This window comes from Halomonas sp. THAF12 (genome assembly GCF_009363675.1).
Taxonomy (GTDB): Bacteria; Pseudomonadota; Gammaproteobacteria; order Pseudomonadales; family Halomonadaceae; genus Halomonas; species Halomonas smyrnensis.
This window is the reverse complement of record NZ_CP045399.1, coordinates 314,026-340,731: the sequence shown is the minus strand read 5'-3', so window position 1 is coordinate 340,731 and position 26,706 is coordinate 314,026. Positions and strand designations below refer to the sequence as shown.

Sequence of the window (26,706 nt, the reverse complement as noted above, 5' to 3'; positions counted from 1 at the left end):
TTGTGGAAAACCCCTCCATGCCCCGCATGACGGCGCACCGGGCCGGGTGCTATGATCCTTGGCCAAAAGGACAATAGCAGCCCATATATCAACCGCACTACGAGGAACCCGGCTTGTCACATTTACCGGTGATCGTGGGCATGGGTGGCGTGAATCCCGCCGGCCGAGCCTCGGGACATCAGGCGTTTCGCCGCACCGTGCTCGACGCCTTGCCCGACGACGTCCAAGCCCAGACCCTGCTAGGCCTGGCGGCCATGATGCGCCTGGCCAGCGCCCAGGCGGACGATGCCTGGCACGACGCCGACGGCAACCCCCTCGACGCCGCGGCCATCGTCGAGCAGACCCGCCAGCGCGTGCTCGACCATACCCTGATCCGTCGCAACGAAGACCCGCGCTTCAACGCCGAGGGCCTGCCCGCCAACCGTCGCGCCAGCCTCGACCTCGAGACGCCGATGACCTTCCGGGTACGCCGTCGGCAGCTGCCGGACAGCCTGCCGCCCACCTGGCAGGTCCGCGAGATCGACCGCAAGCACCTGGAAGTGACGGTGCCGGCCGGCGAGATGGACGTGATGCTGCCCGAGACCCGTCCGGCCCAGGTACGCGCCGCCGGCCAGCTGCCCTCCGGCTTCGAACCCGGCCAGCTCTACCGCAGCGTGCACCACCCGCGCGGCCTGTCGATGGCGATCTTCGCCGCCAGCGACTGCCTGGGCGACAGCGGCCTGGCCTGGGATGCCCTGCATGACCGGCTCGACCCCGACCAGGTCGCCGTCTACGCCGGCAACTCCATCGGCCAGCTCGACGACGACGGCTGGGGCGGGCTGCTCAAGAGCTTCGCCAACGGCAAGCGCGCCACCTCCAAGCAGATGCCGCTGGGCTACGGCCAGATGCCGGCCGACTTCCTCAACGCCTATGTGCTCGGCAGCGTCGGCAGCACCGGCGCGGCCCTCGGCGCCTGCGCCAGCTTCCTCTACAACCTGCGCCTGGGCGTCGACGACATCCGCGCCGGCCGCCGCCGGGTGGTGATGGTCGGCACCGCCGACGCGCCGATCACCCCCGAGATCATCGAGGGCTTCCGCACCATGGGCGCCCTGGCCGACGACGAGAGCCTCAAGGCGCTGGACGCCCTGGAGCTGCTCACCGACCCGGACTACCAGCGCGCCTGCCGGCCCTTCGCCCGCAACTGCGGCTTCACCATGGGCGAGTCCAGCCAGTTCGTGATGCTGATGGACGACGCCCTGGCGCTGGAGGTCGGCGCCGAGGTGCTCGGTAGCGTGCCGGACGTGTTCGTCAACGCCGACGGCTGGAAGCGCTCGATCTCGGCCCCCGGCATCGGCAACTACATCACCCTCGGCAAGGCCGCCTCGCTGGTGCGCGAGATGCTCGGCGAGACCGCCCTGCGCGAGCGCACCTTCCTGCACGCCCACGGCACCAGCACGCCGAAGAACCGCGAGACCGAGTCCCACGTCTTCGACATGGTCGCCCAGGCCCACGGCATCGAAGACTGGCCGGTGGTGGCGGTCAAGGCCTTCGTCGGCCACTCCCAGGGCAGCGCCGCCGGCGACCAGCTGGCCAGCGCGCTCGGCAGCTTCGCCCACGGCCTGCTGCCGGGCATCCCCACCCTGGACGACCGCCAGCCCGAGGACCTGCACGCCGAACGCCTGCGACTGTTCCGCGAGCCACTGCGCTTCGCGGCCGACGCCGCCTTCGTCAACGCCAAGGGCTTCGGCGGCAACAACGCCACCGGCGTGGTGCTGTCGCCGGCCGTCACCGAGCGGCTGATGACCGCCCGCCACGGCGAGGCGGCGATGAGCGAATGGCGCAGCCGCCGCGAGGCCACCCGCCAGGCCGCCGCCGCCTACCGCCACGAGGCCGACCGTGGCCGCTTCCAGCCCCGCTACCGCTTCGGCGAGGGCGTGCTGGAGGGCCCCGAACTCGAGGTCGGCGCTGACAGCATCCGCATCCCGGGCTACGCCAGGCCGGTCTCGCTGGCCGTGGACAACCCCTTCGGACGCCTCGACGACGGAGAAGCGTGATGAACGTCGCCGTCTACCCCGGCACCTTCGATCCCATCACCAACGGCCACTTCGACCTGATCGAGCGCGCCTCGCGGCTGTTCGACAAGGTGGTGGTGGCCATCGCCACCAGCCCCGGCAAGGGGCCGACGCTGGACCTCGACACCCGGACCGCCCTGGCGCGCCGGGTGGTCGAGGGCCTCGACAACGTCGAGGTGACGGGCTTCTCGGGGCTGATGACCGAGTTCATGAAGCAGCAGCAGGCCCGCGTGCTGCTGCGCGGGCTGCGCGCGGTCTCGGACTTCGAGTACGAGCTGCAGCTGGCCAACATGAACCGCGCCCAGATGCCCGAGCTCGAGACGGTGTTCCTGACCCCCGAGGTGGAGAACTCCTACATCTCCTCGAGCCTGGTGCGCGAGATCGCGCGGCTCGGCGGCGACGTCTCGAAGCACGTGCATCCCGAGGTCGCCGAAACGCTGAAGCGGCATTACAATACCTGACCATGGCACTCGGGCATGATGCCCGAGCCCGCCGGCCGCGATTTTCGTGAGGTACTCCATGGCCCTGATGATCACCGACGAGTGCATCAACTGCGACGTCTGCGAACCCGAATGCCCCAACGGCGCCATCTCGCCGGGGGAAGAGATCTACGTCATCGACCCCGGCCTGTGCACCGAGTGCGTCGGCCACTATGACGAGCCCCAGTGCCAGCAGGTCTGCCCGGTGGACTGCATCCCGCTCGACCCCGAGCGCAAGGAGAGCCAGGACCAGCTGATGGCGAAGTACGAGCGCATCACCGCCGCCTGAGCGGCCACCGCCGCAGGCGCCGCGACGACAGCCCCACGACGCCCCGCCTCGCGCGGGGCGTCGTGCTTTCAGGTCGCGTAGACGGGCCGTCGACGCCGGGCCGCTTGCAGCGCCCGATGCCAGCGGCCATGCTCCCCGCCTCCAGCCACCGACCGGAGCCACCGTGACCGCGACCGCCCCCGCCTCGTCTGCCCGATCCTCCCAGCGCATCTGGGCCCTGGCCTGGCCGATCATCCTCTCCAACATCACCGTGCCGCTGCTGGGCCTGGTCGACACCGCCGTGGTCGGCCATCTGCCGGACTCCCGCTACCTGGCCGCGGTGACGCTCGGCGCCACCCTGTTCGGCTTCCTCTACTGGGGCTTCGGCTTTTTGCGCATGGGCACCACCGGGCTGACCTCCCAGGCGGCGGGGCGGGAGGACGACGAGTCGGTGAAGACCCTGCTGGGCCAGTCGCTGCTGCTGGCGGCGCTGATCGGCGGCGTGCTGATCCTGGCCGGCGACCCGCTGATCGCGCTCGGCCTCGGGCTGCTCGACGGCAGCCCCGAGGCCACCCGGCTCGCCGCGGAATACGCCGGCATCCGGCTGCTCTCGGCGCCGGCGGTGCTGGCCAACTACGCCATCCTCGGCTGGTTCCTGGGCCAGCAGAACTCGCGGGTGACCCTGGCGCTGCTGGTGCTGACCAACGGCGTCAACATCGTCCTCGACCTGGTGTTCGTGGTCGGCCTGGGCATGACCAGCGACGGCGTGGCCTGGGCCACGGTGATCGCCGACTACACGGCGCTGGCCTTCGGCCTGTGGCGGGTGTGGCACCAGCTCGAGGGCCTCGGCGGACGCTTTCGCCGCGCGCGGCTGCTGCGACGCTCGGCCTACCGTGAGCTGTTCGCGGTCAACGCCCAGCTGTTCGTGCGCACCCTGGGGCTGCTGTTCGCCATGGCCTTCTTCACCTCCCGCGGCGCCGCCCAGGGCGACACCGTGCTGGCGGCCAACGCCGTGCTGCTGCAGTTCATCATGCTGACCTCGTACGGGCTGGACGGCTTCGCCCACGCCGCCGAGGCGCTGACCGGCCGCGCGGTGGGCCGTTCCCGCTGGGACGAGTTCGGCGACTCGGTGCGCGCCGCGGCGCGCTTCTCGCTGCTCACCGCGGGCCTCGCCGCGCTGGCCTTCGCCCTCGGCGGGCCCTGGCTGATCGCCCTGCTCACCGGGCTGCCGGAGGTGCGCGACACCGCCGGCGAGTACCTGCCGTGGATGGTCGCCATGCCGCTGATCGCGGTGTGGAGCTACCTGCTGGACGGCGTCTTCATCGGCACCACCTCCACCCGCGAGATGCGCAACAGCATCTTCATCGCCCTGGCGGTCTATCTGCCCGTCTGGTGGCTCACCCGCGGCCTCGGCAATCACGGCCTGTGGCTGGCCTTCAGCCTGTTCACCGCGGTGCGCTCGGGGGTGCTGATCGCCTATTACCTTCACTACCGCCGCACGCGCTGGTCGGGCGATCACATGTCGCGTTCGTCGGGCGGAAAAACTTAGACATTCGTCGGCTTTGGCTACATTTCACCTTTACGCTGGCATCAATTGGCCCGAGGCTTGCCTTCACTGCCGCTATCCGGCTTTTCATCCGCGAACAAGGTAACGTCATCATGCTGAAGGTAATCTCGCGTCCGGCCGTGAAGCTGGTCGAACGCTACCTGCCCGACCCCTACATCTTCGTGCTGCTGCTGACCGTGATCGCCGCGGCGGCGGCGATCGCCGTGGAACGCCAGACGCCGCTGGCGGTGCTGCGCTTCTGGGGCGACGGCTTCTGGAACCTGCTGACCTTCTCCATGCAGATGCTGCTGGTGCTGGTCACCGGCTTCATGCTGGCCAGCTCGCCGCCCGTGAAGCGGCTGCTGCGGCGCCTGGCCGGCCTGGCCAGGAACGCCGGCGCGGCCATCGTGTTGGTCACCCTGGTGTCGCTGGCGGCCAGCTGGATCAACTGGGGCTTCGGCCTGGTGGTCGGCGCGCTGTTCGCCAAGGAGCTCGCCAAGCAGATCCGCGTCGACTATCGGCTGCTGGTGGCCAGCGCCTACTCGGGCTTCGTCGTCTGGCACGGCGGCCTGGCCGGCTCGGTGCCGCTGACCATCGCCACCGAGGGCCACTTCAGCGTCGAGCAGATCGGCGTGATCGGCACCTCCGAGACCATCTTCTCGCTGTTCAACCTGGCGATCGTGCTGGCGCTGTTCGTCGCCGTGCCGCTGTTCAACCGCATGATGCTGCCCGACGAGAAGGACAGCGTGTTCATCGACCCGAGCCTGCTCGAGGACGACGACGATCAGCGCGTGCGCATCACCCGCCCGGCGGAGCGCCTCGAGAACAGCATGACCCTGGCCTGGCTGGTCGGGATTCCCGGGCTCCTGTTCCTGGTCGACCACTTCGTGCTGCAGGGCGGCGGGCTCAACCTGAACGTGGTCAACTTCCTGTTCCTGTTCCTGGCCATCGTGCTGCATCGCACCCCGCGCAGCCTGCTCGAGAGCCTGCAGGAGGCGATCAAGGGCGGCGCCGGCATCGTCATCCAGTTCCCCTTCTACGCCGGCATCATGGCGATCATGGTGCAGTCGGGGCTGGCCGAGACGCTGTCCCAGGCGCTGGTCTCGCTGGCCACCGAGACCACGTTGCCGTTCTGGACCTTCATCAGCGCCGGCATCGTCAACATCTTCGTGCCCTCCGGCGGCGGCCAGTGGGCGGTGCAGGCGCCGGTGATGCTGCCGGCCGCCGAGGCGCTGGGCGTCGACGTGCCGCGGGTCGCCATGGCCGTGGCCTGGGGCGACGCCTGGACCAACCTGCTGCAGCCGTTCTGGGCCCTGCCGGTGCTCGGCATCGCCGGCCTCAAGGCCAAGGACATCATGGGCTTCTGCCTGGTCCAGCTGCTGCTGACCGGCATCATCATCGCCCTGGGACTGACCTTCCTCTAGACCTGGCAGGGAGAAGGGCGCCGGGGACAGCTCGAAGAGGGGTTTTTTGCCAAGGATGGCAAAAGTTAGCGCCCAGGGATGGGTTTACAGCGCCCCTCGTAGACCTGTCGCCGGATAAGCCCGACCCATAGCGCTATCGACGCCTTGTCCCCATCGCGGGGGCAAGGCGTTATGCTGTGGGGACAATACCCCCAAGGACTCCCTTTCGATGGACGAACACGCCCTTTCCGGCCAGCACGAACTGACCATGACCGTGCTGATGACCCCCGACATGGCCAACTTCAGCGGCAAGGTCCACGGCGGCGCCATCCTCAAGAAGCTCGACGAGGTGGCCTACGCCTGCGCCAGCCGCTTCTCCGGGCACTACGTGGTGACCCTGTCGGTGGACCAGGTGCTGTTCAAGCAGCCGATCCACGTCGGCGAGCTGGTGACCTTCCTGGCCAGCGTCAATCACGTGGGGCGCTCCTCCATGGAGATCGGCATCAAGGTGGTCGCCGAGGACATCCAGAACAAGCTGATCCGCCACACCAACAGCTGCTACCTGACCATGGTGGCGGTGAACGAGCACGGCAAGCCGGCCCGGGTGCCGGAGCTGGCACTCGAGACCGATATCCAGAGGCTGCGCTTCGAGAAGGCCGAGATGCGCAAGAAGCGGCGCAAGCAGGCCGAGGAGGAGGAGCGCCGTGCCCAGGTCGAGCACGGCGCCGGCTGATGCCTGGAGGGCTTACTCAGAGGATTGCTGAATGGCCTCGCCGCCCTGCTCGATGTCCTGGCCCACGCCGCGCACGGTGTTGCAGCCGGCGAGCAGGGACAGGGTGAAGAGCGCGGCGATCGACAGCAGAAGGGTCCGTTTCATGTGAGCTCCTTGGGAGTGAGTCGTGAAAACCGTCTGTGCCGGTTCAATCTAGCAAACTCGATGCGTTGAGCCACCCCTCGTCAGGTCAACAGCAGTCGCAGCATGATCGCCACGATCACCGCCACGGTCAGCCACTTCACCCACAGCGCCCCTCTGGGGCTCATGTTGACCTTCACCGCCAGCCAGGCGCCGGTCATGCTGCCGGCGGCCAGCGCCAGGCCGTAGCCCCAGCGCACCTGCCCCTCGAACACGAACACGGCCAGCGCCGGCAGGGTGTAGACCAGCACGATCAGCACCTTGAAGACGTTCACCTGGGCCAGGTCGATCTTCAGCAGGCGGTAGAGCACCACGATGAACAGGATGCCGACCCCGACCTGGATGAAGCCGCCGTAGACGCCGATGGCGAACATCGCCAGATAGATCGCCGGCGTGAGCCGCTCCGGCGTCAGCGGCCGGGTCTCGAGCGTCGGCTGCGGCAGCAGCATCAGCAGCGCCGACAGCGCCATGACCACCACCAGCACGGTCTCGAACAGGGCGTCGCTCACGTCCAGCGCCAGGCGCGCCCCGAGCAGGGCGCCGAGCATCGCCGGCACCGCCAGGCGCAGGCTCAGGCCCAGGTGATGGGCGCCGGCGCGGAAGAAGTTGGCCACCGCCGACACGCTCTGCAGGGCGACCGACACCCGGTTGGTGCCGTTGGCGGCCTGGGGCGGCAGCCCCAGGAAGATCAGCAGCGGCAGGGTGAGCATCGAGCCCCCCGCCGACAGCACGTTGATGAAGCCGGCCAGCCCGCCGATGGCGAACAGGGCCAGGAGCTCGAGTGGCGTCATGATGGCATCCCTTCCGGTCGGTGACGCGCCCGGGGCATCGCCGGGCGCCGCGCTGTGCCATCATAGCGCCTTCACGCCCCCGAACGCCCCCAGGAGCCCCCATGACGGACGTCACGCTGGATCCCCGCCTGATCGAGGACACCCACCCGGTCACCGAGCTGCCGCTGTGCCAGCTGCGGCTGATGGACGATACCCGCTACCCCTGGCTGGTGCTGATCCCGCGCCGGACCGGCGCGGTCGAGGTGTTCGACATGAGCGAGGACGACCAGCAGCAGCTGTGGCGCGAGGCCGGCCTGCTCGGCCGCGCCCTCAAGGAGACCCTCGGCGGCGACAAGCTCAACATCGCCACCCTCGGCAACATGGTGCCGCAGCTGCATCTGCACCTGGTGCTGCGGCGCGAGGGGGACGCCGCCTGGCCGGGGCCGGTCTGGGGGCAGGGCCAGGCCGAGCCCTACGATCTCGACGGCCTGGCGGCGATGCGCGACCGCCTGCTGGCGATCGTCGACGGCATCGACGAGCTGCGCGGGTCGTAAGGCCGGGCCCCTGACGATCGAGGTGCTAGCGCTCGAGGCGAGCGTTCAGATCGGTCAGCAGCGGCTCGACCAGTGACGGCGGCAGCGGCCGGCCGCCGCGCCAGGCGGTCATCGCCAGCCGGCTGCGGCCGACGCTCGCCTCGCCGTTCACGCCGCCGGCCGCCTCGATCTCCAGCCGCACGCGATAGCCGGGCCAGCGGGCGATCACCGCCTCCAGGCGCCCCAGCTCGGCGTCGGCGTGGCGAATCACGTAGCCGCGCTCCATCAGCATCGAAATCGAGGCCGCAAGCGCCGAGGCCGGCGCCACCGCGAGCGTGCGGGTGGCGGGCACGGCCGGCGACGGCGTCGCCGCGCATCCGCTCAGCCCCGGTCCTGTCCCGAGTATCAGCCCCAGCGCCAGCAGCGCCGCCCGCATCACGCCCGAACGCCTCATGAGGCCTCCCCCGACTGGCGGCGCATCGCCTCGCGCAGCCCACGGCAGAAGGCGTCGTCGCTGGCGGTGCGCGAACGGCGCGGCTCGCCCCGCCAGTCGAACAGGCGGATGTCCCGGGTCACCCGCACCGCCGCCTCGCCGATGACCACCGAGACCCGCTCGATCTCGGTGGCCTCGTCGTCGAGCAGGCCGAAGCCCGCGCCGCCGCCGATCAGCACCCCGTGGCCACCGCCGCGGGACGCGCCCAGCAGGAAGATGTCCGGCTCGGGGACGCCGTGGAACAAGGTGCGCCGGGAGCGCTCGGCGCTGACCAGCCCCAGCGTGGTCTCGGTGTGGCGGATCAGGAAGTCGTCGTCCTCCAGCGCCGCCACCGCGCCGGCCAGGGTGATCGGCGGCACGTCGTCGCCGCGCGGCCAGTGGCACGCCTCGGCGGGCGGCGGCTCCGCCACCGGCAGCTGCGACGGCAGCGCCTGACAGCCGGCCAGCCCCGCGAGCAGGATGATTCCCCATGGACGCCACATGCGCGATTTCTCCTCGATCTGCCTGGAGTCTAGCAGCGCGCCCCTTGAAAGACGGCGACGACGCCTCGATATGATGGAGCAGGGCTATGATGGTGATGCAGTCAATTAGCTTATCCCCCATGCTCTGCTCACATACACTGCCGGCATACACCGGCAGTCCAGAGATCAAGGAGGCATCTACATGAGCGACACCAACAGCATCGGCCTGCACGAAGGCAGCGCCAGCCAGCTCGCCGAGCGACTCAACGTCCTGCTGGCCAACTATCAGATCTTCTACATGAACGTGCGCGGCTACCACTGGAACGTGAAGGGCCAGCAGTTCTTCCAGCTGCACGAGAAGTTCGAGGAGCTCTACACCGACCTGCTGACCAAGGTCGACGAGGTCGCCGAGCGCATCCTGACCCTGGGCCACACCCCGGTGCACGCCTACAGCGACTACTTCAAGATCGCCAGCATCGAGGAAGACAAGGACATTCACGACGGCCAGTCCTGCGTGCGTGGCGTGCTTCAGGGCTACCAGCAGATGCTCGAGCTGCAGCGCGAGATCCTCTCCCTGGCCTCCGACGCCGACGACGAGGGCACCGCCGCCCAGGTCGGCGACTACATCCGCGAACAGGAAAAGACCGTCTGGATGCTCAACGCCTATCTAGGCTAAAACCTATCTGGGTTGATCCCGCAGACGCGCCCTCGCCACGAGACGCCGCCCCACGGGGCGGCGTCTTGCGTTGGTCAGGCAGGCATCAGGAAGGCTCGTCGTCCTGTACATCACCCTCGGCGGCGCGCACCAGCTCGTCGGGCAGCGGCTTCTTCATGCGCACGCCCAGCCGCTCCAGCTCGCGGGCCTGGGCCACCAGGCTGCCCTGGCCCTCGGAGAGCCGGTTGACCGCGCGGCGATGGCTGTCGCCGGCGCGCTCCAGGTGGCGCCCCACCTCCTGCAGGCTCTCCACCAGGCCGGAGAACTTGGTCAGCAGCCGCTCGGCACGCTCGCCGATCAGCCGCGCGTTCTCGTTCTGGCGCTCCAGGCTCCACAGCCCGGCCACGGTGCGCAGACTGGCCAGCAGCGTGGTCGGCGTGACCATCACCACCTGACGGTCGAAGGCCTCCTGGAACAGCGTCGGATCGCGCTCGAAGGCGGCCGCGAAGGCCGGCTCCACCGCCACGAACAGGAACACGAAGTCCGGCGAGTGCAGCCCCGGCAGGGCCGGATAGTCCTTGGCCGCGAGCCCGCGCACGTGGGCGCGCAGCGAGCGCAGGTGATCGCCCATGGCCGCCTCGCGCTCGGCCTCGTGCTCGGCGTTGACCACCCGGTTCCAGGCCACCAGCGAGACCTTGGCATCGACGATCAGGTGGCGCGACTCGGGCAGGTAGATGATGGCATCGGGGCGCTGCCGGCCGTCCTCGCCGTCGATCGACACCTCGCGACGGTATTCGACGTCGCGGCGCAGGCCGCTGCGCTCCAGCACCGTCTCGAGGATCAGCTCGCCCCAGTTGCCCTGGGCCTTCTGGTCGCCCTTGAGCGCCCGGGCAAGCGTGGCCGCCTCGTCGCCGAGCCGCGCATTGAGGCCGGCCAGCTGGTCGAGCTGGGCCTTGAGCGAGCCGCGCTCGCGCTGTTCCTGGCCGTGCAGCGTCTCGACCCGCTGGCGGAACTGCTCGACCTGCTCGCGGAACGGCTGGAGCAAGGCCTCCAGGCTCTCGCGGCTCTGGGCGCTGTAGGCCTGCTGACGCTCCTCGAAGACCCTGCCGGCGAGCTGGTGGAACTCGTCCTTGAGCCGCTCCCGGGCCTCCTCCAGCAGCGCCAGCTGCTCGCGGTGGCGCAGCGTCGTCTGCTCGCGCTCCGCCTCCAGCCGGGCCGAGCGCTCGCGCTGCTCGGCCAGCCGGTCGCGGGCCTCGGCGAGCGCCGCCTCGACGCCCTCGAGGCGCTCGCGGCAGCCGTCGAGCTGGGCGTCGCTCTGAGTGAGCTCCTGCTCCAGCCGCGCCGCGGCGTCCCGGCGCTCGGCCAGTTCGTCACGCGTCTCGGACAGTCCACGGTAGGCGTCGGCCAGCCGACGCCGCTGGGCAATGCCCCATCCCACGGCCAGCAGCGCCAGCGCGCCGAGGGCGATCATCGCGCCGCCGGTTCCCGCCATCTCATCGAGCATGCTGCCCTCCCTGATCACGCCCGTCGCGAGCGCCGCACGCTCCCGCGCGGCGATATCGCCGTCACTATACTGGGAACACCGCTCAGCCGCCGAGGAGCCTTTCGATGCGCCGCCCGACGACCGCCCTGCTCGCCTCGCTCCTGTGGCCGCTCCTGCTGCCGCTCGCGCTGCCGACGCCGGCCATGGCGGACGACCTCCGCCACGGGCCCGTGGCCTACGGCACCGGCGGGACGCATCAGCACGGCCCCATCGTCTACGGCAATGGCCCGGACGACCGGGAGACGCCGGGCCGCTATCGCACCCATCCGCGAGAGGCCGAGCCTCGGCGGCACGGTCGCGCGACGCCGTGGATCATCGTCGCGCCGCGCATCGAGCTGGAGCGCCATCGACGCCGGTCCCGTTCGCCTCTCAGGCGGTCTCCGCCGCCAGATCCTCGATCAGGGACCTGAGCAGCCCCCAGAACTCCTCCACCGAGGCCAGCTCGACCCGCTCGTCCGGCGAGTGGGCGCCGCGGATCAGCGGGCCGAAGGAGATCATCGACATGTCCGGGTACTTGGCGCCGAGGATGCCGCACTCCAGGCCGGCATGGATCACCTTGACCTCGGGGTCGACGCCCAGCCGCGCGGCGTGCAGCGCGCGGAAGCGGGCCAGCAGCGGGCTCTCGGGGTCCGGCGTCCAGCCGGGATAGGCGTTCTCGACCCGGGTGCGGGCGCCGATCAGGTCGAACAGCGCGCGGAAGCGGTCGGCCAGGTCCAGGACCGCGCTGTCGCGCAGCGAGCGCACCAGGGCGCAGAGATGGAAGCGCCCCGCCTCCAGCGACACCACGCCCAGGTTGTTGGAGGTCTCCACCACCCCGGTCACGGCCACGCTCATGCGCTCGACGCCGCAGGGCGCGGCATGCAGCGCGGCCACCAGCAGCCGGCTGGCGTCGCGGGTGAGCGCCTCGCCCTCGGGGGCCGACACGCGCTCGATGGCCAGCGCCAGGCCATCGTCGGCCCCGGCCAGCTCGTCGCGCAGGCGGGCCTCCAGGGTCGGCAGCCGCTCGCGGGCGGCCTCGGCGGCGTCGGCGGGCAGCGCCAGGGTGGCGAAGGCCTCCCGCGGCAGGGCGTTGCGCAGGGTGCCGCCACGATAGTCGACCAGCCGCGCGTCGAGCGATTCCAGCTCGCGCAGCACCCGCATCAGCAGGCGGTTGGCGTTGCCGCGGCCCTTGTCGATATCGATGCCGGAGTGGCCGCCGCGCAGGCCGGTCAGCGACAGCCGCAGCGCGACCTCCTCGTCGCGCAGCGCCGAGGTCGGCAGCTGGGCATCGACCATCACGTCGGCCCCGCCGGCGCAGCCGATGTAGACCTGGCCACGGTCCTCGGAGTCCAGGTTGAGCAGCAGCCGGCCGTCCAGCCAGCCCTCGGCCAGGTTCAGCGCGCCGCCCATGGAGGATTCCTCCTCGAGGGTGAACAGCGCCTCCAGCGGGCCGTGGGTCAGGGCGTCGTCCTCGAGCACCGCCAGCGCCGCCGCCACCCCGAGGCCGTTGTCGGCGCCCAGGGTGGTGTGACGGGCGTGCAGCCAGCCGTCCTCCACCAGGGTGTCGATGGGGTCGCGGGTGAAGTCGTGGGGATGATCGGCGTTGGCCTGGGCGACCATGTCCAGATGGCCCTGCAGCACGATGCCCGGCGCGTCTTCATGGCCGGGGCTGGCCGGCTTGCGCAGGCGCAGGTTGCCGTAGGCGTCGCGGTCGTGGGCCAGGCCGCGCTCGTCGGCCCAGGCCTCGAGGAGGGCCACCAGCGCGGCCTCGTGGCCGGAGGGGCGCGGCGTGTTGCACAGGGTGCGGAAGTGGCGCCACAGGGGCTGCGGCGAGAGCTGCTCGAGATGTGCGTTCATGGTGCTTCTGTATCGACGTTGACCCGGGCACTCTACCCCTCGCCCCGGCCCGAGGAAAGCGTCGGCCCGGCCAGCCGGCGCGCCACCTGCTCGCGGCGCCAGGCGTCCACCGCCTTGCCGCCGGAGAGCCCCAGCCGCGCGGCCAGCCAGGCCGTGTCGCGGCCCTGGAAGGCCCAGGCGGCGAGCGCCGCGAGATCGGCGTCTGCCTCCCCCCGCGCGGCGGCGCCGGCGATCAGCGCCTGCAGCGCGGGGCGCACCAGCGCCGGCTCGCGGTGGCCGTGGGCCACGTCCTCGAGGTCACGGCGCGCCGCGTCGTCGAGCGGCCGGGGCTCGCCCTCGGCCAGCAGCGCCAGCGCCACCGCCGGGTCGAGCGCCTTCAGCTCGAAGGCCAGCAGCGACGGCAGCAGGGCCTGGAAGCGGCTCGCCAGCCGCTCGGCCAGGGCCTCGCCGCCCTCGCCCGCCGGCGCGACCACCATCACCGCGTGTTCGCCGGTGGCCGCCTCCCGGGTCAGGCCGAGGCGCACCGTGCGAAAGCCCTGGGCGCGCCAGAAGGCCAGCAGGCCCGGCTCGGCGCCGAAGCTCGCCCCCAGCAGGGCGACCCCCGCGTCACCGGCCGCCTCGCGCTCCCGCGCCAGCAGTTCGCGCCCCAGCCCGCGGCGACGCGCGCCCGGATGCACGGCGATGCGCTGCACCCGCCGCAGGCGGCCGGTCAGCGCCTCCCGCGAGCCGGCGTGGGCGGCCAGCGACTGGGCCATCAGGTGCCCGCGGGGGCGGCGCTCGCCCCGCGCCACCCGCTCGGCCAGGGCGGCGTCGAAGCCGCCCTCGTCGGCCACCACCGCCACGGCCGCGGGGCCGGCGGCATCGCCCAGGGTCACGACCCGCGTGTCCGGGCCATCCAGCAGGTGACGCAGATCGCTCGGCGTGGTGCGGTAGTGGGCCTGCACCAGCAGCCCGAACAGCGCCCGCAGGCGCGGCTCGTCCCGGGCCAGCGCCTGCGGCGACTCGACCCGCCAGGCGGCCGACGTCGTTGCTCCGCTGTCATCGGGCGCGACCGGCTCGGCGTCGAGCATCAGCAGCCTCGAGGTCAGCGCCTCCAGCGGGTCGTCCTCGGCCCAGCGGATCGGCGCGGACAGCTGATACGCCCGCCACTCCGGGGTCAGGCGCTCCAGCCGCGCGCGGAAGCGCAGCGCGAAGCCGCGCCCGGCGCCCTCGTAGCCGTGCACGGTGGTGGCGAAGGCGATGCGCGGGAAGGCCGAGAGCCACTGCCCGAGCAGCCCGGCCGGGATCGCCGCGGCCTCGTCGACCAGCAGCCAGGTGCCGGCGCCGCCGGCCTCCCCCCGCTCGACCCGGGCGCTGAGCTCGTCCGGGGCGAGGAAGGTCACGCGCCCGCCGACATCCTCGAAGCGGTTTCCCTGGCGCCGGACCTCGGGGCGCAGCGCGGCGAGCCGCTCGAACAACCCGGCCACCGCCGAGGGGCGCGGCGCGGTGACGAGGATCTCGATCTCGGCGCCGTCCTGCTCCGCCTTCGCCAGCAGCCGGGCGCAGGCGATGCCCAGCGCCGCCGTCTTGCCGCGGCCGCGATCGGCGGTCAGCACCAGCGGCCGGCGCCGGCGCAGCTTGACCAGCCGCGCCACCGCCTCGGCCTGATCGGCGGTCAGGCAGTCGGGATCGTCGGGCGCCGCCTCGGATACCAGCCCAGACGGCGGCGCCTCGGGCCAGTCGGGCAGCGTCGGCGCGCCCGAGGCGGGCCAGCGGATCGTCCGCGGCGAGGCCTCCAGCAGGCGGGCGAGACGCGCCAGATAGTGCGCCGAGAGCGCCTCGGGCGCATGCGGGTGGGCGGCGAGCCGGGCGTAGTCGGCGTCGGGGCGCGCGCCCCAGTCGCCGGGGGTCAGCAGCACCAGCAGCCCACCGGCGCGTAGGGTGCCCGAGAGCGCGCCGAAGGCGTCGGGATCGAAGCCGGCCCCGGGCGACAGCGCATCGAAGACGATCAGGTCGTGCTCGCCGCCGAGCCGGGTGCGGGCCTTGGCGGCGGGCAGCCAGGCCTCGGCGGCGATGCCCTCGGGCGGCTCGGGGCCGACCCACAGCGGCGCCGTCACGCCCAGGGCGTGCCACAGCGCCGCCCCCCGCTCACGGACGCTCTCGACATCGCCGGTCAGCCATGCCAGGCCCCGCCAGCGACGTTCGGTCAGACGCTCCTGGCAGGCCAGCAGCCCGGCGGGCACGGAAGCTTCCATCGTCGACCTCTCTTTAAGAACCTTCTAATGACTTGAATCGCTGAACTTTGGTCTAAGCGGCCGACGCCCTTTCAACGCCCGGCGCCCCTTCGGCGATGCAGCATACCGGTCATACTCTTGTTTTATACACCTGAAAACCAAGGATTTTTCCTGACCGACGGGGCAGCGCGGCCGACACGCGCCCGCGCCACTTCGACGTTTGGAGGCCTTCTCGCGGTCCCCAAGGGCCATGCTAGCTTGTTGCCAGGGTCGCCACGCGGAGCCCCTCACCGGCGGGCGACCGTATTTTTTGCACCGCATCATCCCCACAACCAGAACAAGTCTTTCGGGAGAGCATCACCATGAAGCCGACGCGTTTCGCCTTGACCGGCCTGGCTGCCGGCATCGCCCTGGCCGGCATGACCACCGCCGCCCAGGCCCAGGAATCGTGGACCATGACCACCACCTGGCCGGACAACCTCGATCTGATCCAGATCGACCGCCACTGGGCGGAGCTGGTCAACCAGCTGGCCGGCGACGAGCTGCAGATCGAATTCTACGCCGGCGGCACCCTGATGCCCGGCACCGAGGTGTTCGACGCCACCGAGACCGGCAGCATCCAGGCCGCCGGCGACTGGCCGGGCTACTGGGCGGGGCGCAGCCCGGCCTTCTCGCCGCTGGCCACCACCACCAGCCTGTTCAACGGCGTGGACTACCTGAACTGGATCAACCAGTGGGGCGGCTTCGATCTCTATCAGGAGGTCTACGGCCAGTACAATATGGTCTATCTGCCCTACGGCATCACCAACAACGAGTCCGGCTTCCGCGGCGGCACGCCGATCGAGAGCCTCGCCGACCTGGAAGGCAAGCGCCTGCGTCTCTCCGGGCGCGACCAGGGCCGGGTGCTGGAACAGCTCGGCGGCTCACAGGTCACCCTGGCCGGCGGCGAGATCTACCAGGCCATCGAGCGCGGCGTGGTCGACGGCGCCGAGTTCTCGACCCCGGGCGTGGACTACAAGGCCGGCTTCTCCGAGGTCGCCGACTACTGGATGACCCCGGGCTGGCACCAGTCGGCCAGCGTGTTCGGCGTGATGATCAACCGGGACGCCTGGGACGCGCTCTCCGAGGAGACCCGGGAGACCCTGAAGATCGCCGCCGAGGCCACCATGGCCTGGTCGCTGGCCTGGTCCGAGAAGCAGTCCACCGAGGGTACCGCCAAGTTCCTCGAGGACGGCACCACCATCAACCAGCTCTCCGAGGAAGACCTGGCGACGATCCAGGACATCACCAACGAGGTGATCGTGCAGGGCGCCTGCGAGGACCCGATGCACGCCAAGATCTACCACTCGATGATCAGCTACATGGAGGACTACGCCCAGTGGCGTGACGTCTCGGTGCCCTTCAACATGAGCCGGGTCACCGACAACCTGCCCTCCCTCGAGGACATCGAGGCCTGCATGAACCCGTAAGCGGTTCGCGCCCGATCCCCCTGTCCGGCCGGCGGCACCCTCAAGGCCGCCGGCTTTATACGTTATTCGAGGAGGCTCTCCGGATGCATGCCATCGCCCGGGCCATCGATGCCCTCAACGAGGGCTTCGGTCGCCTGATCGCCCCGCTGATCGCGATCATTACCGTCGTGGTGGTCTACGACATCGCCATGCGCTTCTTCTTCGGCCGGCCCAGCGACTGGGCCTTCGATGTCACCACCATGCTGTTCGGCAGCCACTTCATGCTGATGGCCGCCTACGGCCTCAAGCATCACGCCCACGTCGAGGTGGACGTGCTCAAGCGGCTGCTCTCGCGGCGCGGCCGGGCGCTGATCGAGCTGCTCGGCTACCTGCTGTTCTTCACCCCCTTCATCCTGATGTTCATCACCTACAGCTGGCGCTTCTTCGAGCGCTCCTGGAGCCGCGGTGAATCCACCTACGGCATCGTCTCGATCCCGGTCTACCCGGTGAAGGCGGTGCTGGTCATCGCCGGCGCGCTGGTGCTGCTGCAGGCCATCGCCATCGTGATCCGCGCCGTCGCCGAGCTGACCGCCGGCCCGTCGTCATCGGAGGACGCCTCATGAGCCCGGAAATGCTCACCCTGTTCATGTTCGGCGGCCTGCTGACGGGGCTGTTCATGGGCCATCCGCTGGCCTTCGTGCTGGGCGGCACCGCGGTGCTCGGCGCATGGTTCGGCCCCGGCCCCCAGGTGCTCGGCATCATCATCAACAACATCTACGGGCGGGCCATGGACAACTACGTGCTGGTGGCCATCCCGCTGTTCATCCTCATGGCGCGCTTCCTCAACGACTCCGGCGTCACCGAGCGGATGTTCGAGAGCATGCGCCTGCTGCTCGGGCGGGTGCGCGGCGGCCTGGCGCTGACCGTGGTCATCGTCTCGGTGCTGCTGGCCGCCACCACCGGCATCGTCGGCGCCTCGATCGCGGTGATGGGGCTGATCGCCCTGGCGCCGATGCTCAAGTACGGCTATCACAAGGGCCTGTCGGCCGGCGTGATCATGGCCAGCGGCTGCCTGGGCATCCTGATTCCGCCGAGCATCATGCTGATCCTGATGGCCAGCTACTCGCCGGTCTCGGTGGGCGCGCTGTTCGCCGGCGCCCTGGTGCCGGGCCTGCTGCTGGGCACCCTGTACGCCGGCTACGTGCTGCTGGTGTGCTTCATCAAGCCGAGCTACGGCCCGCCGGTGGCCGCCGAGGAGCGCGCCGATCTCTCCACCGGCGAGCTGGTGGTGCGCCTCGGCAAGTACGTGCTGCCGCCGATGAGCCTGATCCTCGGCGTGCTGGGCGCGCTGTTCACCGGCATCGCCACCGCCACCGAGGCCTCGGCGATCGGCGTGACCCTGGCCTTCGTGCTGTTCCTGGTCTTCGGCGACCGCAAGGTCTCGACCTGCTATCGCACCTTCATCGAGGCCGGCAAGACCACCACCATGGTGATGTTCGTGCTGGTCGGCGCCACCGCCTTCACCGGGGTGTTCTCGATCGGCGGCGGCATGGACGTGATCAGCGAGCTGGTGCTGGCGATGCCCGGCGGCACCACCGGCGCCCTGATCCTGATGTTCCTGCTGGTGTTCGTGCTGGGCATGTTCCTCGACTGGACCGGCATCGTGCTGCTGAGCTTCCCGATCATGCTGCCGATCATCGAGGCCATGGGCGTCGACACCCTGTGGTTCGTGGTGATGGTGGCCGTGGTGCTGCAGACCTCCTTCCTCACCCCGCCGTTCGGCTATGCGCTGTTCTACCTCAAGGGCGTGGCGCCGCCGGAGATCCAGACCCTGGACCTCTACAAGGCGGTGATCCCGTTCTGCGCGCTGATCCTGCTGGCCTGCGTGCTGATGGCGGTCTTCCCGGCGCTGGTGACCGGGCTGCCGTCGCTGTGGCTGGGCTACTGACGCCCACCGCCCTCGCCTGACCCGCCCGCGACGCCCGTCCCTCCGGGGGCGTCGCGGGACCGGCCGACCGGCTGCGACCCCGCCGAGCAGCTGGTACTATCTTGCCCCCGCCAGTCCTTCGCCTCTGGCGAGCGTGTCGGCCACCCCACCGGAAGGAGAACCCGCGTGTCCAGTCCCCTCAGCCATCGGCCCAGCTCGTCCGCGTCCCGGCCGAGGCGGCGCCTCGATGCCTGGAGCGTTTTGACCCTGCTCATCGCCGCGGTCGTGGCCCTGCCGGTGCTCACGGTGCTGGCGCATATCGTGATGCCCGCCGGCGGCGTGTGGCAGCACCTGGCCAGCACCGTGCTGGGCCGCTACCTGGCCAACACGCTGTTTCTCGTCGTCACGGTGGGGCTCGGCACCTTCGTGATCGGCACCGGCACCGCCTGGCTGGTGGTGATGTGCCGCTTCCCCGGGCGCAAGCTGTTCGAGTGGGCGCTGCTGCTGCCGCTGGCGGTGCCGACCTACGTGATCGCCTACGCCTACACCGACTTCCTGCAGTATGCCGGGCCGCTGCAGAGCGCCCTGCGCGAGGCCTTCGGCTGGGAGCGCGGCGACTACTGGTTCCCCGACATCCGCTCGCTGGGCGGCGCGGCGACCCTGATCACCCTGGTGCTCTACCCCTACGTCTACATGCTGGCCCGGGCCAGCTTCCTCGAGCAGTCGGTGTGCGTGCTCGACGTGGGCCGCACCCTGGGCCGCGGCCCCTGGCGGCTGTTCACCAGCATCGCCATCCCGCTGGCGCGCCCGGCCATCGTCGGCGGCGTGTCGCTGGCGCTGATGGAGACCCTCAACGAGTTCGGCGCGGTGCAGTACTTCGGCGTCGACACCTTCACCACCGGCATCTACCGCACCTGGTTCGGCATGGGCGAGCAGGTCGCCGCCGCCCAGCTGGCGGCCTGCCTGCTGGCCTTCGTGATCATCTTCGTGCTGCTCGAGCGCGCCTCGCGGGGCAAGCGCCGCTACTTCCACACCACCGGCCGCTACCAGCAGCTGCCGGAGTTCCGGCTCGGCGGCCTGCGCGCCGCCGCCGCCACCCTGGCCTGCCTGGCGCCGGTGCTGGTCGGCTTCCTGATTCCCAGCGGCCTGCTGGGCTACCTGTCGATCAAGGGCGGGGACTCGCTGTTCGGCGCCCAGTTCCTGGAATTCGCCGGCAACAGCCTGCTGCTGGCGGCCGTGGCGGCGCTGGTCGCGGTGGGGCTGGCGCTGGTGCTGAGCTACGGCGCGCGGCTGAATCCAGGGCCGCTGACGCGCACCGCCACCCGGGTGGCGGCGATGGGCTATGCGGTGCCCGGCTCGGTGGTGGCGGTGGGCATCCTGATCCCCTTCGCCTGGCTGGACGACACCCTGAACGGCTTCCTGCGGGCGCACTACGGGGTGATGGCCGGGCTGATCTTCAGCGGCTCGGCCTTCATCCTGATCTACGCCTACGTGGTGCGCTTCCTGGCGGTGTCGTTCAACGCCCTGGAGGCGAGCCTCGGCAAGGTCACGCCGAGCATGGACGCGGCCGCCCGCACCCTGGGGCAGACCGCCGGCGGCACGCTGCGCCGCGTGCACACGCCGATCATGCGCGGCAGCCTGCTGGCCGCCGGCATCCTGGTGTTCGTCGACGTGATGAAGGAGCTGCCGGCGACCATCATCCTGCGCCCCTTCGACTTCGACACCCTGGCGGTGCGGGCGCACAACCTGGCCGCCGACGAGCGCCTGGCCGAGGCCTCCACCGCCTCGCTGACCATCGTCGCGGTGGGCATCATCCCGGTGATCCTGCTCAGCCTGGCGATGCGCGGCTCACGCCCCGGCAGCGGCGGGGTCGCTGGCGGGAAAGACGAACACCTGTGACGGATCCAGCCGGATCGTGACCGGCTGACCCTCCTCGGGCAGGAACACCCCGGGGACCCGGGCGTGCAGGTGCGACTCGCTGCCGCCGCCGTGGGCGCAGATGTGCAAAAGGCTGGTGCGGCCCAGCAGCTTGGCCATGATCACGTGGCTGTGGTGGTCCGCCGGCGGCTCCTCGAGGGCCACCACGCGCAGCGCCTCGGGGCGGATCATCACCCGCGCCCGGGCGCCCTCCTCCAGGCCATGGGCCATCACCTCGCCCACCGGGGTATCGACGCGACCGTCGCGCACCGTGCCCTCGAGTTCGTTGACCTCACCGAAGAAGGTCACCACGAAGGGATCCACCGGCGCGCAGTAGAGCTCCCGGGGCGTGCCCATTTGCACGATGTGGCCGTCGCGCATCAGCGCGATGCGATCGGCCATGAACATCGCCTCTTCCGGGTCGTGGGTCACCAGCAGGGCGCCGGCGCCGACCTTCTTGAGCACGTGCAGGGTGTCGTCGCGGATGCGGTCGCGCAGCCGGGCGTCGAGGCTCGAGAACGGCTCGTCGAGCAGCATCAGCCGCGGCGCCGGCGCCAGCGCCCGGGCCAGGGCCACGCGCTGCTGCTGGCCGCCGGACAGCATGTGCGGATAGTTCTCGGCGAAGCGCCCCATGCCCAGCTGGTCGAGCAGCTCCAGGGCGCGCTTGCGGCGCTCCTTGGCCGGCAGCGACTCGAGGCCGAAGCCGACGTTCTGCAGCACCGAGAGATGCGGGAACAGCGCCGAATCCTGGAAGGCCAGGCCGACGTTGCGCTTCTCCGGTGGCACGTGGGCCTGGCCGGGGCGACCGACGGGCCGGCCATCGAGATCGACCCGCCCCTGCTGCAGCACCTCGAGCCCGGCGACGATGCGCAGCAGCGTGGTCTTGCCGCAGCCGGAGGGTCCCAGCAGGCAGACCACCTCGCCGGGGCGCACCTCCAGGCCGACGTCCTCCACCGCCAGGTGGTGGCCGTAGGCGTGGCGGATATTGTGCATGGCGAGCACCGGGGCCTGCTCCGGCACGGCGTCGGCGGCGGGGGTAAGCTGAGCGTGGCTGGTCATAGGCAAGAATCGACGGCTGGCATGACGGGAGGCTCCATGGTAACGCGAAACCTTCGCCTTTTCGTCGTCATTTGGCGGTGCCGCGATGCCGGTTGACGCCATGGCGGGCAGGCGCTTCAATGGCAAGCCTAATACAACCTATTATCATTCTAAGCCGTCGCCGGCTTCCACACCCACGAGGTCACCCATGCATCAGCACAGCCGTCTCGTCATGCCCCTCGCCGCCCTGCTGGCCGGCGCGGCCTTCGCCGCCCCGGCCGTCGCCGACGAGGTGAACGTCTACTCGGCCCGCCACTACGATTCCGACCAGGACCTCTACGATGCCTTCACCGAGGAGACCGGCATCGAGGTCAACGTGCTCGAGGGCGGCTCAGACCAGCTGATCCAGCGCATCACGCGCGAGGGCCAGGCCAGCCCCGCCGACGTGATGATGACCGTGGACGCCGGCCGCCTGTGGCGCGCCGAGCAGGAAGACATCTTCGCAAGCGTCGACTCCGAGCTGCTCGACGAGCGCCTGCCCGCCAACATGCACCACCCCGAGGGCAAGTGGTTCGGCTTCAGCCAGCGCGTGCGCGCCATCTTCTACAACCCGGAGGCCGTCGGCGCCGACGAGCTCAGGAGCTACGAGGACCTGGCCGATCCGCGCTTCGAGGGCGAGATCTGCATCCGCTCCTCGAACAACATCTACAACCAGTCGCTGCTGGCCTCGATGATCGCCCACCACGGCGAGGAAGGCGCCGAGGAATGGGCCCAGGGCGTGGTCGACAACATGGCCCGCGACCCCGAGGGCGGCGACACCGACCAGCTGCTCGGCGTGGCCAGCGGCGAGTGCGACGTGGCGGTGGCCAACCACTACTACTACGTGCGCATGCTGACCTCCGACGACGACGCCACCCGCGAGGCCGCCGAGAAGGTGCAGATCCTGTTCCCGAACCAGGACGACCGCGGCGCCCACATCAACGTTGGCGGCGCCGGCATGGTCAAGGGTGCCCCGCACCCGGACAACGCCGTGCGCTTCCTGGAGTTCCTGGCCTCCGACACCGCCCAGTCGATCTTCTCTACCGGCAACCACGAGTTCCCGGTGGTCGAGGGCGAGCCGGTCGACGAGGTGCTGGCCTCCTGGGGCGACTTCAAGACCGACGACCTGAACGTCAGCGTGCTGGGCGAGAACAACCCGCAGGCGGTGCGGATCTTCGATCGCGTCGGCTGGCGTTAAGCCTCGCGCCATCCCTCGGCGCGTCCTGGCCCGAACCAGCGGCCACCACGCTAAAGGCCCGCGGCAATGCCGCGGGCCTTTTCATTTCAGTGGCATACGCGCTCAGTCATCGCCCGGACGGGGCGCGGCGTCCGCGGCGTTCTGGTACACGCCCAGGGTGCCTATCCGGCGTCCGCGGTCGTTGAGGAAGCTCTCGAGCACCACCACGGGCTCGCTGCCCTGGCGGGTGAACGCGAGTCGGTCCGGCGCGGTGCGCTCGGGCTGCCAGCCTTCGCCCAGGCACTGACCGAGAGCCTCGCCGCCGGCCATCAGCGCACCGCGCGGGTCGTCGGTCGAAAGCGGACCGAAGCACAGGTAGTGGTCGGGCCGGCGGGCCGAGGTGATCACGCAGGCGTCATGAAACGCCTGGGTGTCGGCCTGCCAGGTACGGGGCAGATCGGTGGTCTCCAGGCGCCCTTTGATGTCCTCGAACCCCGTCTCCGCGCTCTTGATCGCCTGGTTCAGGGCGGCACAGTCGAAGCGCTCCGCCGCCGTCTGCTCGGTGGCCTGGCTCGCGCAGCCGGTCAGCAGGGCTACGCCCGCGCCCAGCAGCCATGGAATCATGATCCTTCGCATCACTTGCCTCCTTGTGGGACCGGGCCCCTCGTGGCCCGCTGCGACCCTCACAGCATGGCACGAACCATGCTTCAGTGCGCCTCGTCCCAGTTGGCGCCGCTCTCGGCCTCGACGATCAGCGCCACGTCGAGCTCGGCGGCGGCCTGCATGCGCCGCTTCACCTCCGGAATGAAGGCCTCGACGGCGTCTTCCGCGACCTCGAACACCAGTTCGTCGTGGACCTGCATGACCATCATGGCGTCGACCTCGCCCTCGGCCAGCCAGGCGTCGACGTCGATCATGGCGCGCTTGATGATGTCCGCCGCGGTGCCCTGCATGGGCGCGTTGATGGCGGTGCGCTCGGCGCCCTGGCGACGGGCGCGGTTCTGGGAGTGGATCTCCGGCAGGTAGAGGCGCCGGCCGAGCACCGTCTCGACGAAGCCGTCCTCCGCCGCCTGTGAACGAATCCGCTCCATGTAGCGGGCCACGCCGGGATAGCGGTCGAAGTAGCGGTCGATGTAGGTCTTGGCCTGCTTCTGCTCGATGTGCAGCTGGCGGCCCAGGCCCCAGGCGCTCATGCCGTAGATCAGCCCGAAGTTGATCGCCTTGGCGCTGCGGCGCTGGTCCGGGGTGACCTTGTCCAGCCCCACGCCGAACACCTCGGACGCGGTGGCGGCGTGGATGTCGCGGTCGGCGGCGAAGGCCTCGAGCAGCCCCTTGTCGCCGGACAGGTGCGCCATGATGCGCAGCTCGATCTGCGAGTAGTCGGCGGCGACGATGCGATAGCCGGGCCGCGCGACGAAGGCCTGGCGGATCTTGCGCCCCTGCTCGGTGCGGATCGGGATGTTCTGCAGGTTGGGATCGGAGGAGGACAGCCGCCCGGTGGCGGTGACCGCCTGATGGTAGCTGGTGTGCAGCCGGCCGGTGGCCTTGTTGACCAGCTTCGGCAGCTTGTCGGTGTAGGTGGAGCGCAGCTTGGAGAGGCCGCGGTGCTCCATGATCACCTTGGGCAGCGGGTAGTCCAGCGCCAGCTCCTCGAGCACGGCCTCGGCGGTGGACGGCGCGCCCTTGGGCGTCTTCTTGATCACCGGGATCTTCTGTTCCTCGAACAGGATCTGGCCGAGCTGCTTGGGCGAGCCCAGGTTGAACTCGCGCCCGGCCAGCTCGAAGGCCTGCTGCTCGAGCTCGCCGATGCGCCGGCCGAGCTCCTGGCTCTGGGCGTGCAGGCGCTCGGCGTCCAGCGCCACGCCGCCGCGCTCCATGCGCGACAGCACCCGGATCAGCGGGCGCTCCAGGCCGTCGAGCACCTCGGCCAGGCGGCCCTCGGCCTCGACCCGCGGGCGCAGCTCGCGGTGCAGGCGCAGGGTGATGTCGACGTCCTCGCAGGCGTAGGGCGCGGCCTGATCCAGGGCGATCTGGTTGAAGGTCAGCTGCTTGACGCCCTTGCCGGCGATGTCCTCGAAGCTGACCGTCTTCTCGCCCAGGTACTTGAGCGCCAGCGAGTCCATGTCGTGGCGGGTGGCGGTGGAGTCCAGCACGTAGGACTCGAGCATGGTGTCCTCGAGGGCGCCGGCCACCTCGATGCCGTGGCGCGCCAGCACCGAGATGTCGTACTTGAGGTTCTGGCCGATCTTGGCCTTGCCGGCATCCTTCCACAGCGGCGTCAGCGCCTCGAGCACGGCGCGGCGATCGAGCTGGGCCGGGGCGTCCAGGTAGTCGTGGGCCAGCGGGATGTAGGCGGCCTCGCCGGGCTCGAGGGACAGCCCGACGCCGACGATCTCGGCCTCCATGTAGTCGAGGCTGGTGGTCTCGAGGTCGAAGCAGAAGGCCTCGGCGTCGTCGAGGCGCGCGAGCCAGGCGTCGAGGTCGGCCCGCTCGAGGATCACCGCGTCCTCGCGCTCGGCGCCGCCTTCTCCCCCTTCGCTGCCGTCGTCGCCCGCCTCGGCATCGCCGGAGGCCGCATCCACGCCCTTGTCCTTGCCCCCCAGCAGCTCGGACAGCCAGGCCTTGAACTCCAGGCGGCGATACAGCTCGCCCAGCGACTCACGGTCGGGGTGGGCGATGTCCAGGTCGTCGAGGCCCACCGGCAGCGCGCAGTCGGTCTTGATGGTGGCGAGCTCGTAGGACAGGAAGGCCTGGTCGCGATGCTCCTCCAGCTTCTTGGGCAGCGTCTTGGCGCCGCGGAAGCCCAGCGTCTTGACCCGCTCCAGGTCGGCGTAAACGGTCTCGAGGCCGCCCTCCATGCCCTGCAGCAGCCCCAGCGCGGTCTTCTCGCCGACGCCCGGCACGCCGGGAATGTTGTCGACCTTGTCGCCCATCAGCGCCAGGAAGTCGATGATCAGCGCCGGCGGCAGGCCGAACTTCTCCTTCACCCCGTCCACGTCCAGGGTCTCGTCCTTCATGGTGTTGACCAGGGTGATGTGGGCATTGACCAGCTGGGCCATGTCCTTGTCCCCGGTGGAGATCACGGCGTCGCGGCCGGCCTCGGTGGCGTGGCGCGCCAGGGTGCCGATGACGTCGTCGGCCTCCACGCCCTCGATGCACAGCAGCGGCAGGCCGAGGGCACGCACGCAGTCGTGCAGCGGCTGGACCTGGGCGCGCAGGTCGTCCGGCATCGGCGGGCGCTGGGCCTTGTACTCGGCGTAGAGCTCGTCGCGGAAGGTCTTGCCCGGGGCATCGAACACCACCGCCATGGGGCTGTCGGGGTAGTCCTTGATCAGCCGCTTGAGCATGTTGAGCACGCCCTTGACGGCGCCGGTGGGCAGACCCTCGGAGGTGGTCAGCGGCGGCAGGGCGTGAAAGGCGCGGTAGAGATAGGAGGAACCGTCGACGAGGACGATGGGAGTGTCGGCCATGAATCGGCATCCCTTGCTGGCTGGGCAGATGATCGCGTGTCGAGGGGTCGGCGGTCATCGCGAGCGCCGCCCCTGATCCTGGTCAGTCATGATACGCATTGCCGAGCCGATTTGCCGGGCAAAGCATGCGTCATCGACCGCCAAGGGCATACACTGGGGGCAACCCCATGGTCAGGAGAACACCATGAACCTCATGCGCTCCGCGCTGCTCGCGCCGCTGGCCGTCCTGGCCCTGGTCGCCGCCGCCCTGCCGGCCGCGGCCCAGTCCAGCACCGACGTCGAGCCGGACGTCACCATCCGCCAGGAAGAGGACCGCACCATCCGCGAGTACCGGGTCAACGGCGCGCTCTACGCCATCGAGATCCGGCCCGCCGCCGGCCCTGCCTACTACCTCGTCGACCGCGACGGCGACGGCGACTTCGAGCGCCAGGACGGCCAGCGCATCGCCGTGCCCGAGTGGGTCATCAAGCGTTTCTGAGGCCGGGACAACCAGGCGGCGCCGGGGACAGGTCGTAGAGGGGGTTTT

25 protein-coding genes are annotated in these 26,706 nt (G+C 70.4%); 15 read left to right on the top strand and 10 right to left on the bottom strand.

All coding sequences use genetic code 11. The annotated features are described in order from the left end of the window. Nucleotides 1–140 precede the first annotated feature (140 nt). From FIU88_RS01510 to FIU88_RS01485, 6 genes are all read left to right on the top strand, one after another. Nucleotides 141–2,033 (top strand): beta-ketoacyl synthase, encoded by a 1,893-nt coding sequence (locus FIU88_RS01510; protein ID WP_152480090.1) that lies wholly within the window; start codon nt 141–143, stop codon nt 2,031–2,033. Continuing rightward, nucleotides 2,033–2,512 (top strand): pantetheine-phosphate adenylyltransferase, encoded by a 480-nt coding sequence (gene coaD, locus FIU88_RS01505; protein WP_035599346.1) that lies wholly within the window; start codon nt 2,033–2,035, stop codon nt 2,510–2,512. The genes FIU88_RS01510 and coaD overlap by 1 nt, the downstream gene beginning before the upstream one ends. Nucleotides 2,513–2,570: 58 nt before the next feature. Continuing rightward, nucleotides 2,571–2,819, top strand: a complete 249-nt coding sequence (locus tag FIU88_RS01500) for a YfhL family 4Fe-4S dicluster ferredoxin (RefSeq protein WP_016855261.1) — start codon at nt 2,571–2,573, stop codon at nt 2,817–2,819. Between the two features lie 163 nt (nt 2,820–2,982). Further along, nucleotides 2,983–4,347, top strand: coding sequence for an MATE family efflux transporter (locus FIU88_RS01495; RefSeq protein WP_152477921.1), 1,365 nt, complete (start codon nt 2,983–2,985; stop codon nt 4,345–4,347). A gap of 110 nt (nt 4,348–4,457) precedes the next feature. Beyond that, complete coding sequence (locus tag FIU88_RS01490) at nt 4,458–5,768, top strand: short-chain fatty acid transporter (RefSeq protein WP_152477920.1); 1,311 nt, start codon at nt 4,458–4,460, stop codon at nt 5,766–5,768. 208 nt (nt 5,769–5,976) lie between these two features. Continuing rightward, nucleotides 5,977–6,480, top strand: a complete 504-nt coding sequence (locus FIU88_RS01485; RefSeq protein ID WP_016855264.1) for an acyl-CoA thioesterase — start codon at nt 5,977–5,979, stop codon at nt 6,478–6,480. A gap of 12 nt (nt 6,481–6,492) precedes the next feature. Here the strand turns inward: FIU88_RS01485 and FIU88_RS01480 are convergent, their stop codons facing one another. Further along, entirely contained in the window at nt 6,493–6,624 is a 132-nt protein-coding gene (locus FIU88_RS01480; RefSeq protein WP_016855265.1) for an entericidin A/B family lipoprotein, read from the bottom strand. A gap of 80 nt (nt 6,625–6,704) precedes the next feature. Beyond that, entirely contained in the window at nt 6,705–7,451 is a 747-nt protein-coding gene (locus tag FIU88_RS01475; RefSeq protein ID WP_016855266.1) for a sulfite exporter TauE/SafE family protein, read from the bottom strand. Nucleotides 7,452–7,552: 101 nt separating this feature from the next. On the opposite strand from FIU88_RS01475, the gene FIU88_RS01470 reads away from it, so the two are divergent. After that, nucleotides 7,553–7,984: an HIT domain-containing protein gene (locus tag FIU88_RS01470; RefSeq protein WP_152477919.1), complete on the top strand. Its 432-nt coding sequence runs from the start codon at nt 7,553–7,555 to the stop codon at nt 7,982–7,984. A 25-nt stretch (nt 7,985–8,009) separates the two neighbouring features. Here the strand turns inward: FIU88_RS01470 and FIU88_RS01465 are convergent, their stop codons facing one another. Both FIU88_RS01465 and FIU88_RS01460 read right to left on the bottom strand, forming a co-directional pair. Beyond that, the gene (locus tag FIU88_RS01465; protein ID WP_253742655.1) at nt 8,010–8,417 is read right to left on the bottom strand and encodes a hypothetical protein; all 408 of its coding nucleotides are present in this window, start codon (nt 8,415–8,417) and stop codon (nt 8,010–8,012) included. Next, complete coding sequence (locus FIU88_RS01460) at nt 8,414–8,938, bottom strand: hypothetical protein (protein ID WP_152477918.1); 525 nt, start codon at nt 8,936–8,938, stop codon at nt 8,414–8,416. The genes FIU88_RS01465 and FIU88_RS01460 overlap by 4 nt, the downstream gene beginning before the upstream one ends. A 181-nt stretch (nt 8,939–9,119) precedes the next feature. Here FIU88_RS01460 and FIU88_RS01455 point away from each other — a divergent pair, with 181 nt between their 5' ends. Continuing rightward, nucleotides 9,120–9,593 (top strand): Dps family protein, encoded by a 474-nt coding sequence (locus FIU88_RS01455; protein WP_016855270.1) that lies wholly within the window; start codon nt 9,120–9,122, stop codon nt 9,591–9,593. A gap of 85 nt (nt 9,594–9,678) precedes the next feature. Here the strand turns inward: FIU88_RS01455 and rmuC are convergent, their stop codons facing one another. Further along, the gene (gene rmuC / locus FIU88_RS01450) at nt 9,679–11,076 is read right to left on the bottom strand and encodes a DNA recombination protein RmuC (protein WP_152477917.1); all 1,398 of its coding nucleotides are present in this window, start codon (nt 11,074–11,076) and stop codon (nt 9,679–9,681) included. Nucleotides 11,077–11,180: 104 nt separating this feature from the next. Here rmuC and FIU88_RS01445 point away from each other — a divergent pair, with 104 nt between their 5' ends. Then, entirely contained in the window at nt 11,181–11,525 is a 345-nt protein-coding gene (locus FIU88_RS01445) for a hypothetical protein (RefSeq protein WP_152477916.1), read from the top strand. Here the strand turns inward: FIU88_RS01445 and FIU88_RS01440 are convergent. Both FIU88_RS01440 and FIU88_RS01435 read right to left on the bottom strand, forming a co-directional pair. After that, nucleotides 11,485–12,951 carry an aminoacyl-histidine dipeptidase gene (locus tag FIU88_RS01440; RefSeq protein ID WP_152477915.1) on the bottom strand — a complete coding sequence of 489 codons (1,467 nt, stop codon included), beginning with the start codon at nt 12,949–12,951 and terminating at the stop codon, nt 11,485–11,487. The genes FIU88_RS01445 and FIU88_RS01440 overlap by 41 nt on opposite strands. 32 nt (nt 12,952–12,983) lie before the next feature. Then, nucleotides 12,984–15,185: a tRNA(Met) cytidine acetyltransferase TmcA gene (locus tag FIU88_RS01435; RefSeq protein ID WP_152477914.1), complete on the bottom strand. Its 2,202-nt coding sequence runs from the start codon at nt 15,183–15,185 to the stop codon at nt 12,984–12,986. 341 nt (nt 15,186–15,526) lie between these two features. Between FIU88_RS01435 and dctP the strand changes: the two genes are divergently transcribed. From dctP to FIU88_RS01415, 4 genes are all read left to right on the top strand, one after another. Then, nucleotides 15,527–16,633, top strand: a complete 1,107-nt coding sequence (dctP, locus tag FIU88_RS01430) for a TRAP transporter substrate-binding protein DctP (RefSeq protein WP_152477913.1) — start codon at nt 15,527–15,529, stop codon at nt 16,631–16,633. Nucleotides 16,634–16,716: 83 nt separating this feature from the next. Further along, nucleotides 16,717–17,235: a TRAP transporter small permease subunit gene (locus FIU88_RS01425; RefSeq protein WP_152477912.1), complete on the top strand. Its 519-nt coding sequence runs from the start codon at nt 16,717–16,719 to the stop codon at nt 17,233–17,235. Next, on the top strand, nt 17,232–18,560 hold the full coding sequence (locus FIU88_RS01420; protein ID WP_152477911.1) for a TRAP transporter large permease subunit: 1,329 nt from the start codon (nt 17,232–17,234) through the stop codon (nt 18,558–18,560). Before FIU88_RS01425 ends, FIU88_RS01420 begins: the two co-directional genes overlap by 4 nt. Before the next feature lie 165 nt (nt 18,561–18,725). After that, nucleotides 18,726–20,438, top strand: a complete 1,713-nt coding sequence (locus FIU88_RS01415; RefSeq protein ID WP_040478756.1) for an iron ABC transporter permease — start codon at nt 18,726–18,728, stop codon at nt 20,436–20,438. On the opposite strand, the gene FIU88_RS01410 is transcribed toward FIU88_RS01415, so the two are convergent. Beyond that, nucleotides 20,388–21,515, bottom strand: coding sequence for an ABC transporter ATP-binding protein (locus FIU88_RS01410; RefSeq protein WP_016856522.1), 1,128 nt, complete (start codon nt 21,513–21,515; stop codon nt 20,388–20,390). The genes FIU88_RS01415 and FIU88_RS01410 overlap by 51 nt on opposite strands. 187 nt (nt 21,516–21,702) lie before the next feature. Between FIU88_RS01410 and FIU88_RS01405 the strand changes: the two genes are divergently transcribed. Next, nucleotides 21,703–22,731, top strand: coding sequence for a Fe(3+) ABC transporter substrate-binding protein (locus FIU88_RS01405; protein ID WP_152477910.1), 1,029 nt, complete (start codon nt 21,703–21,705; stop codon nt 22,729–22,731). A 102-nt stretch (nt 22,732–22,833) separates the two neighbouring features. Here FIU88_RS01405 and FIU88_RS01400 read toward each other — a convergent pair whose 3' ends face one another. After that, nucleotides 22,834–23,346: a hypothetical protein gene (locus FIU88_RS01400; protein ID WP_152477909.1), complete on the bottom strand. Its 513-nt coding sequence runs from the start codon at nt 23,344–23,346 to the stop codon at nt 22,834–22,836. Between the two features lie 71 nt (nt 23,347–23,417). Then, a complete protein-coding gene (gene polA / locus FIU88_RS01395; protein WP_152477908.1) occupies nt 23,418–26,180 on the bottom strand; it encodes a DNA polymerase I in 2,763 nt (920 codons plus the stop codon). A gap of 184 nt (nt 26,181–26,364) precedes the next feature. Between polA and FIU88_RS01390 the strand changes: the two genes are divergently transcribed. Beyond that, the gene (locus FIU88_RS01390) at nt 26,365–26,658 is read left to right on the top strand and encodes a DUF2782 domain-containing protein (protein ID WP_216647292.1); all 294 of its coding nucleotides are present in this window, start codon (nt 26,365–26,367) and stop codon (nt 26,656–26,658) included. The last annotated feature ends 48 nt before the right edge of the window (nt 26,659–26,706 follow it).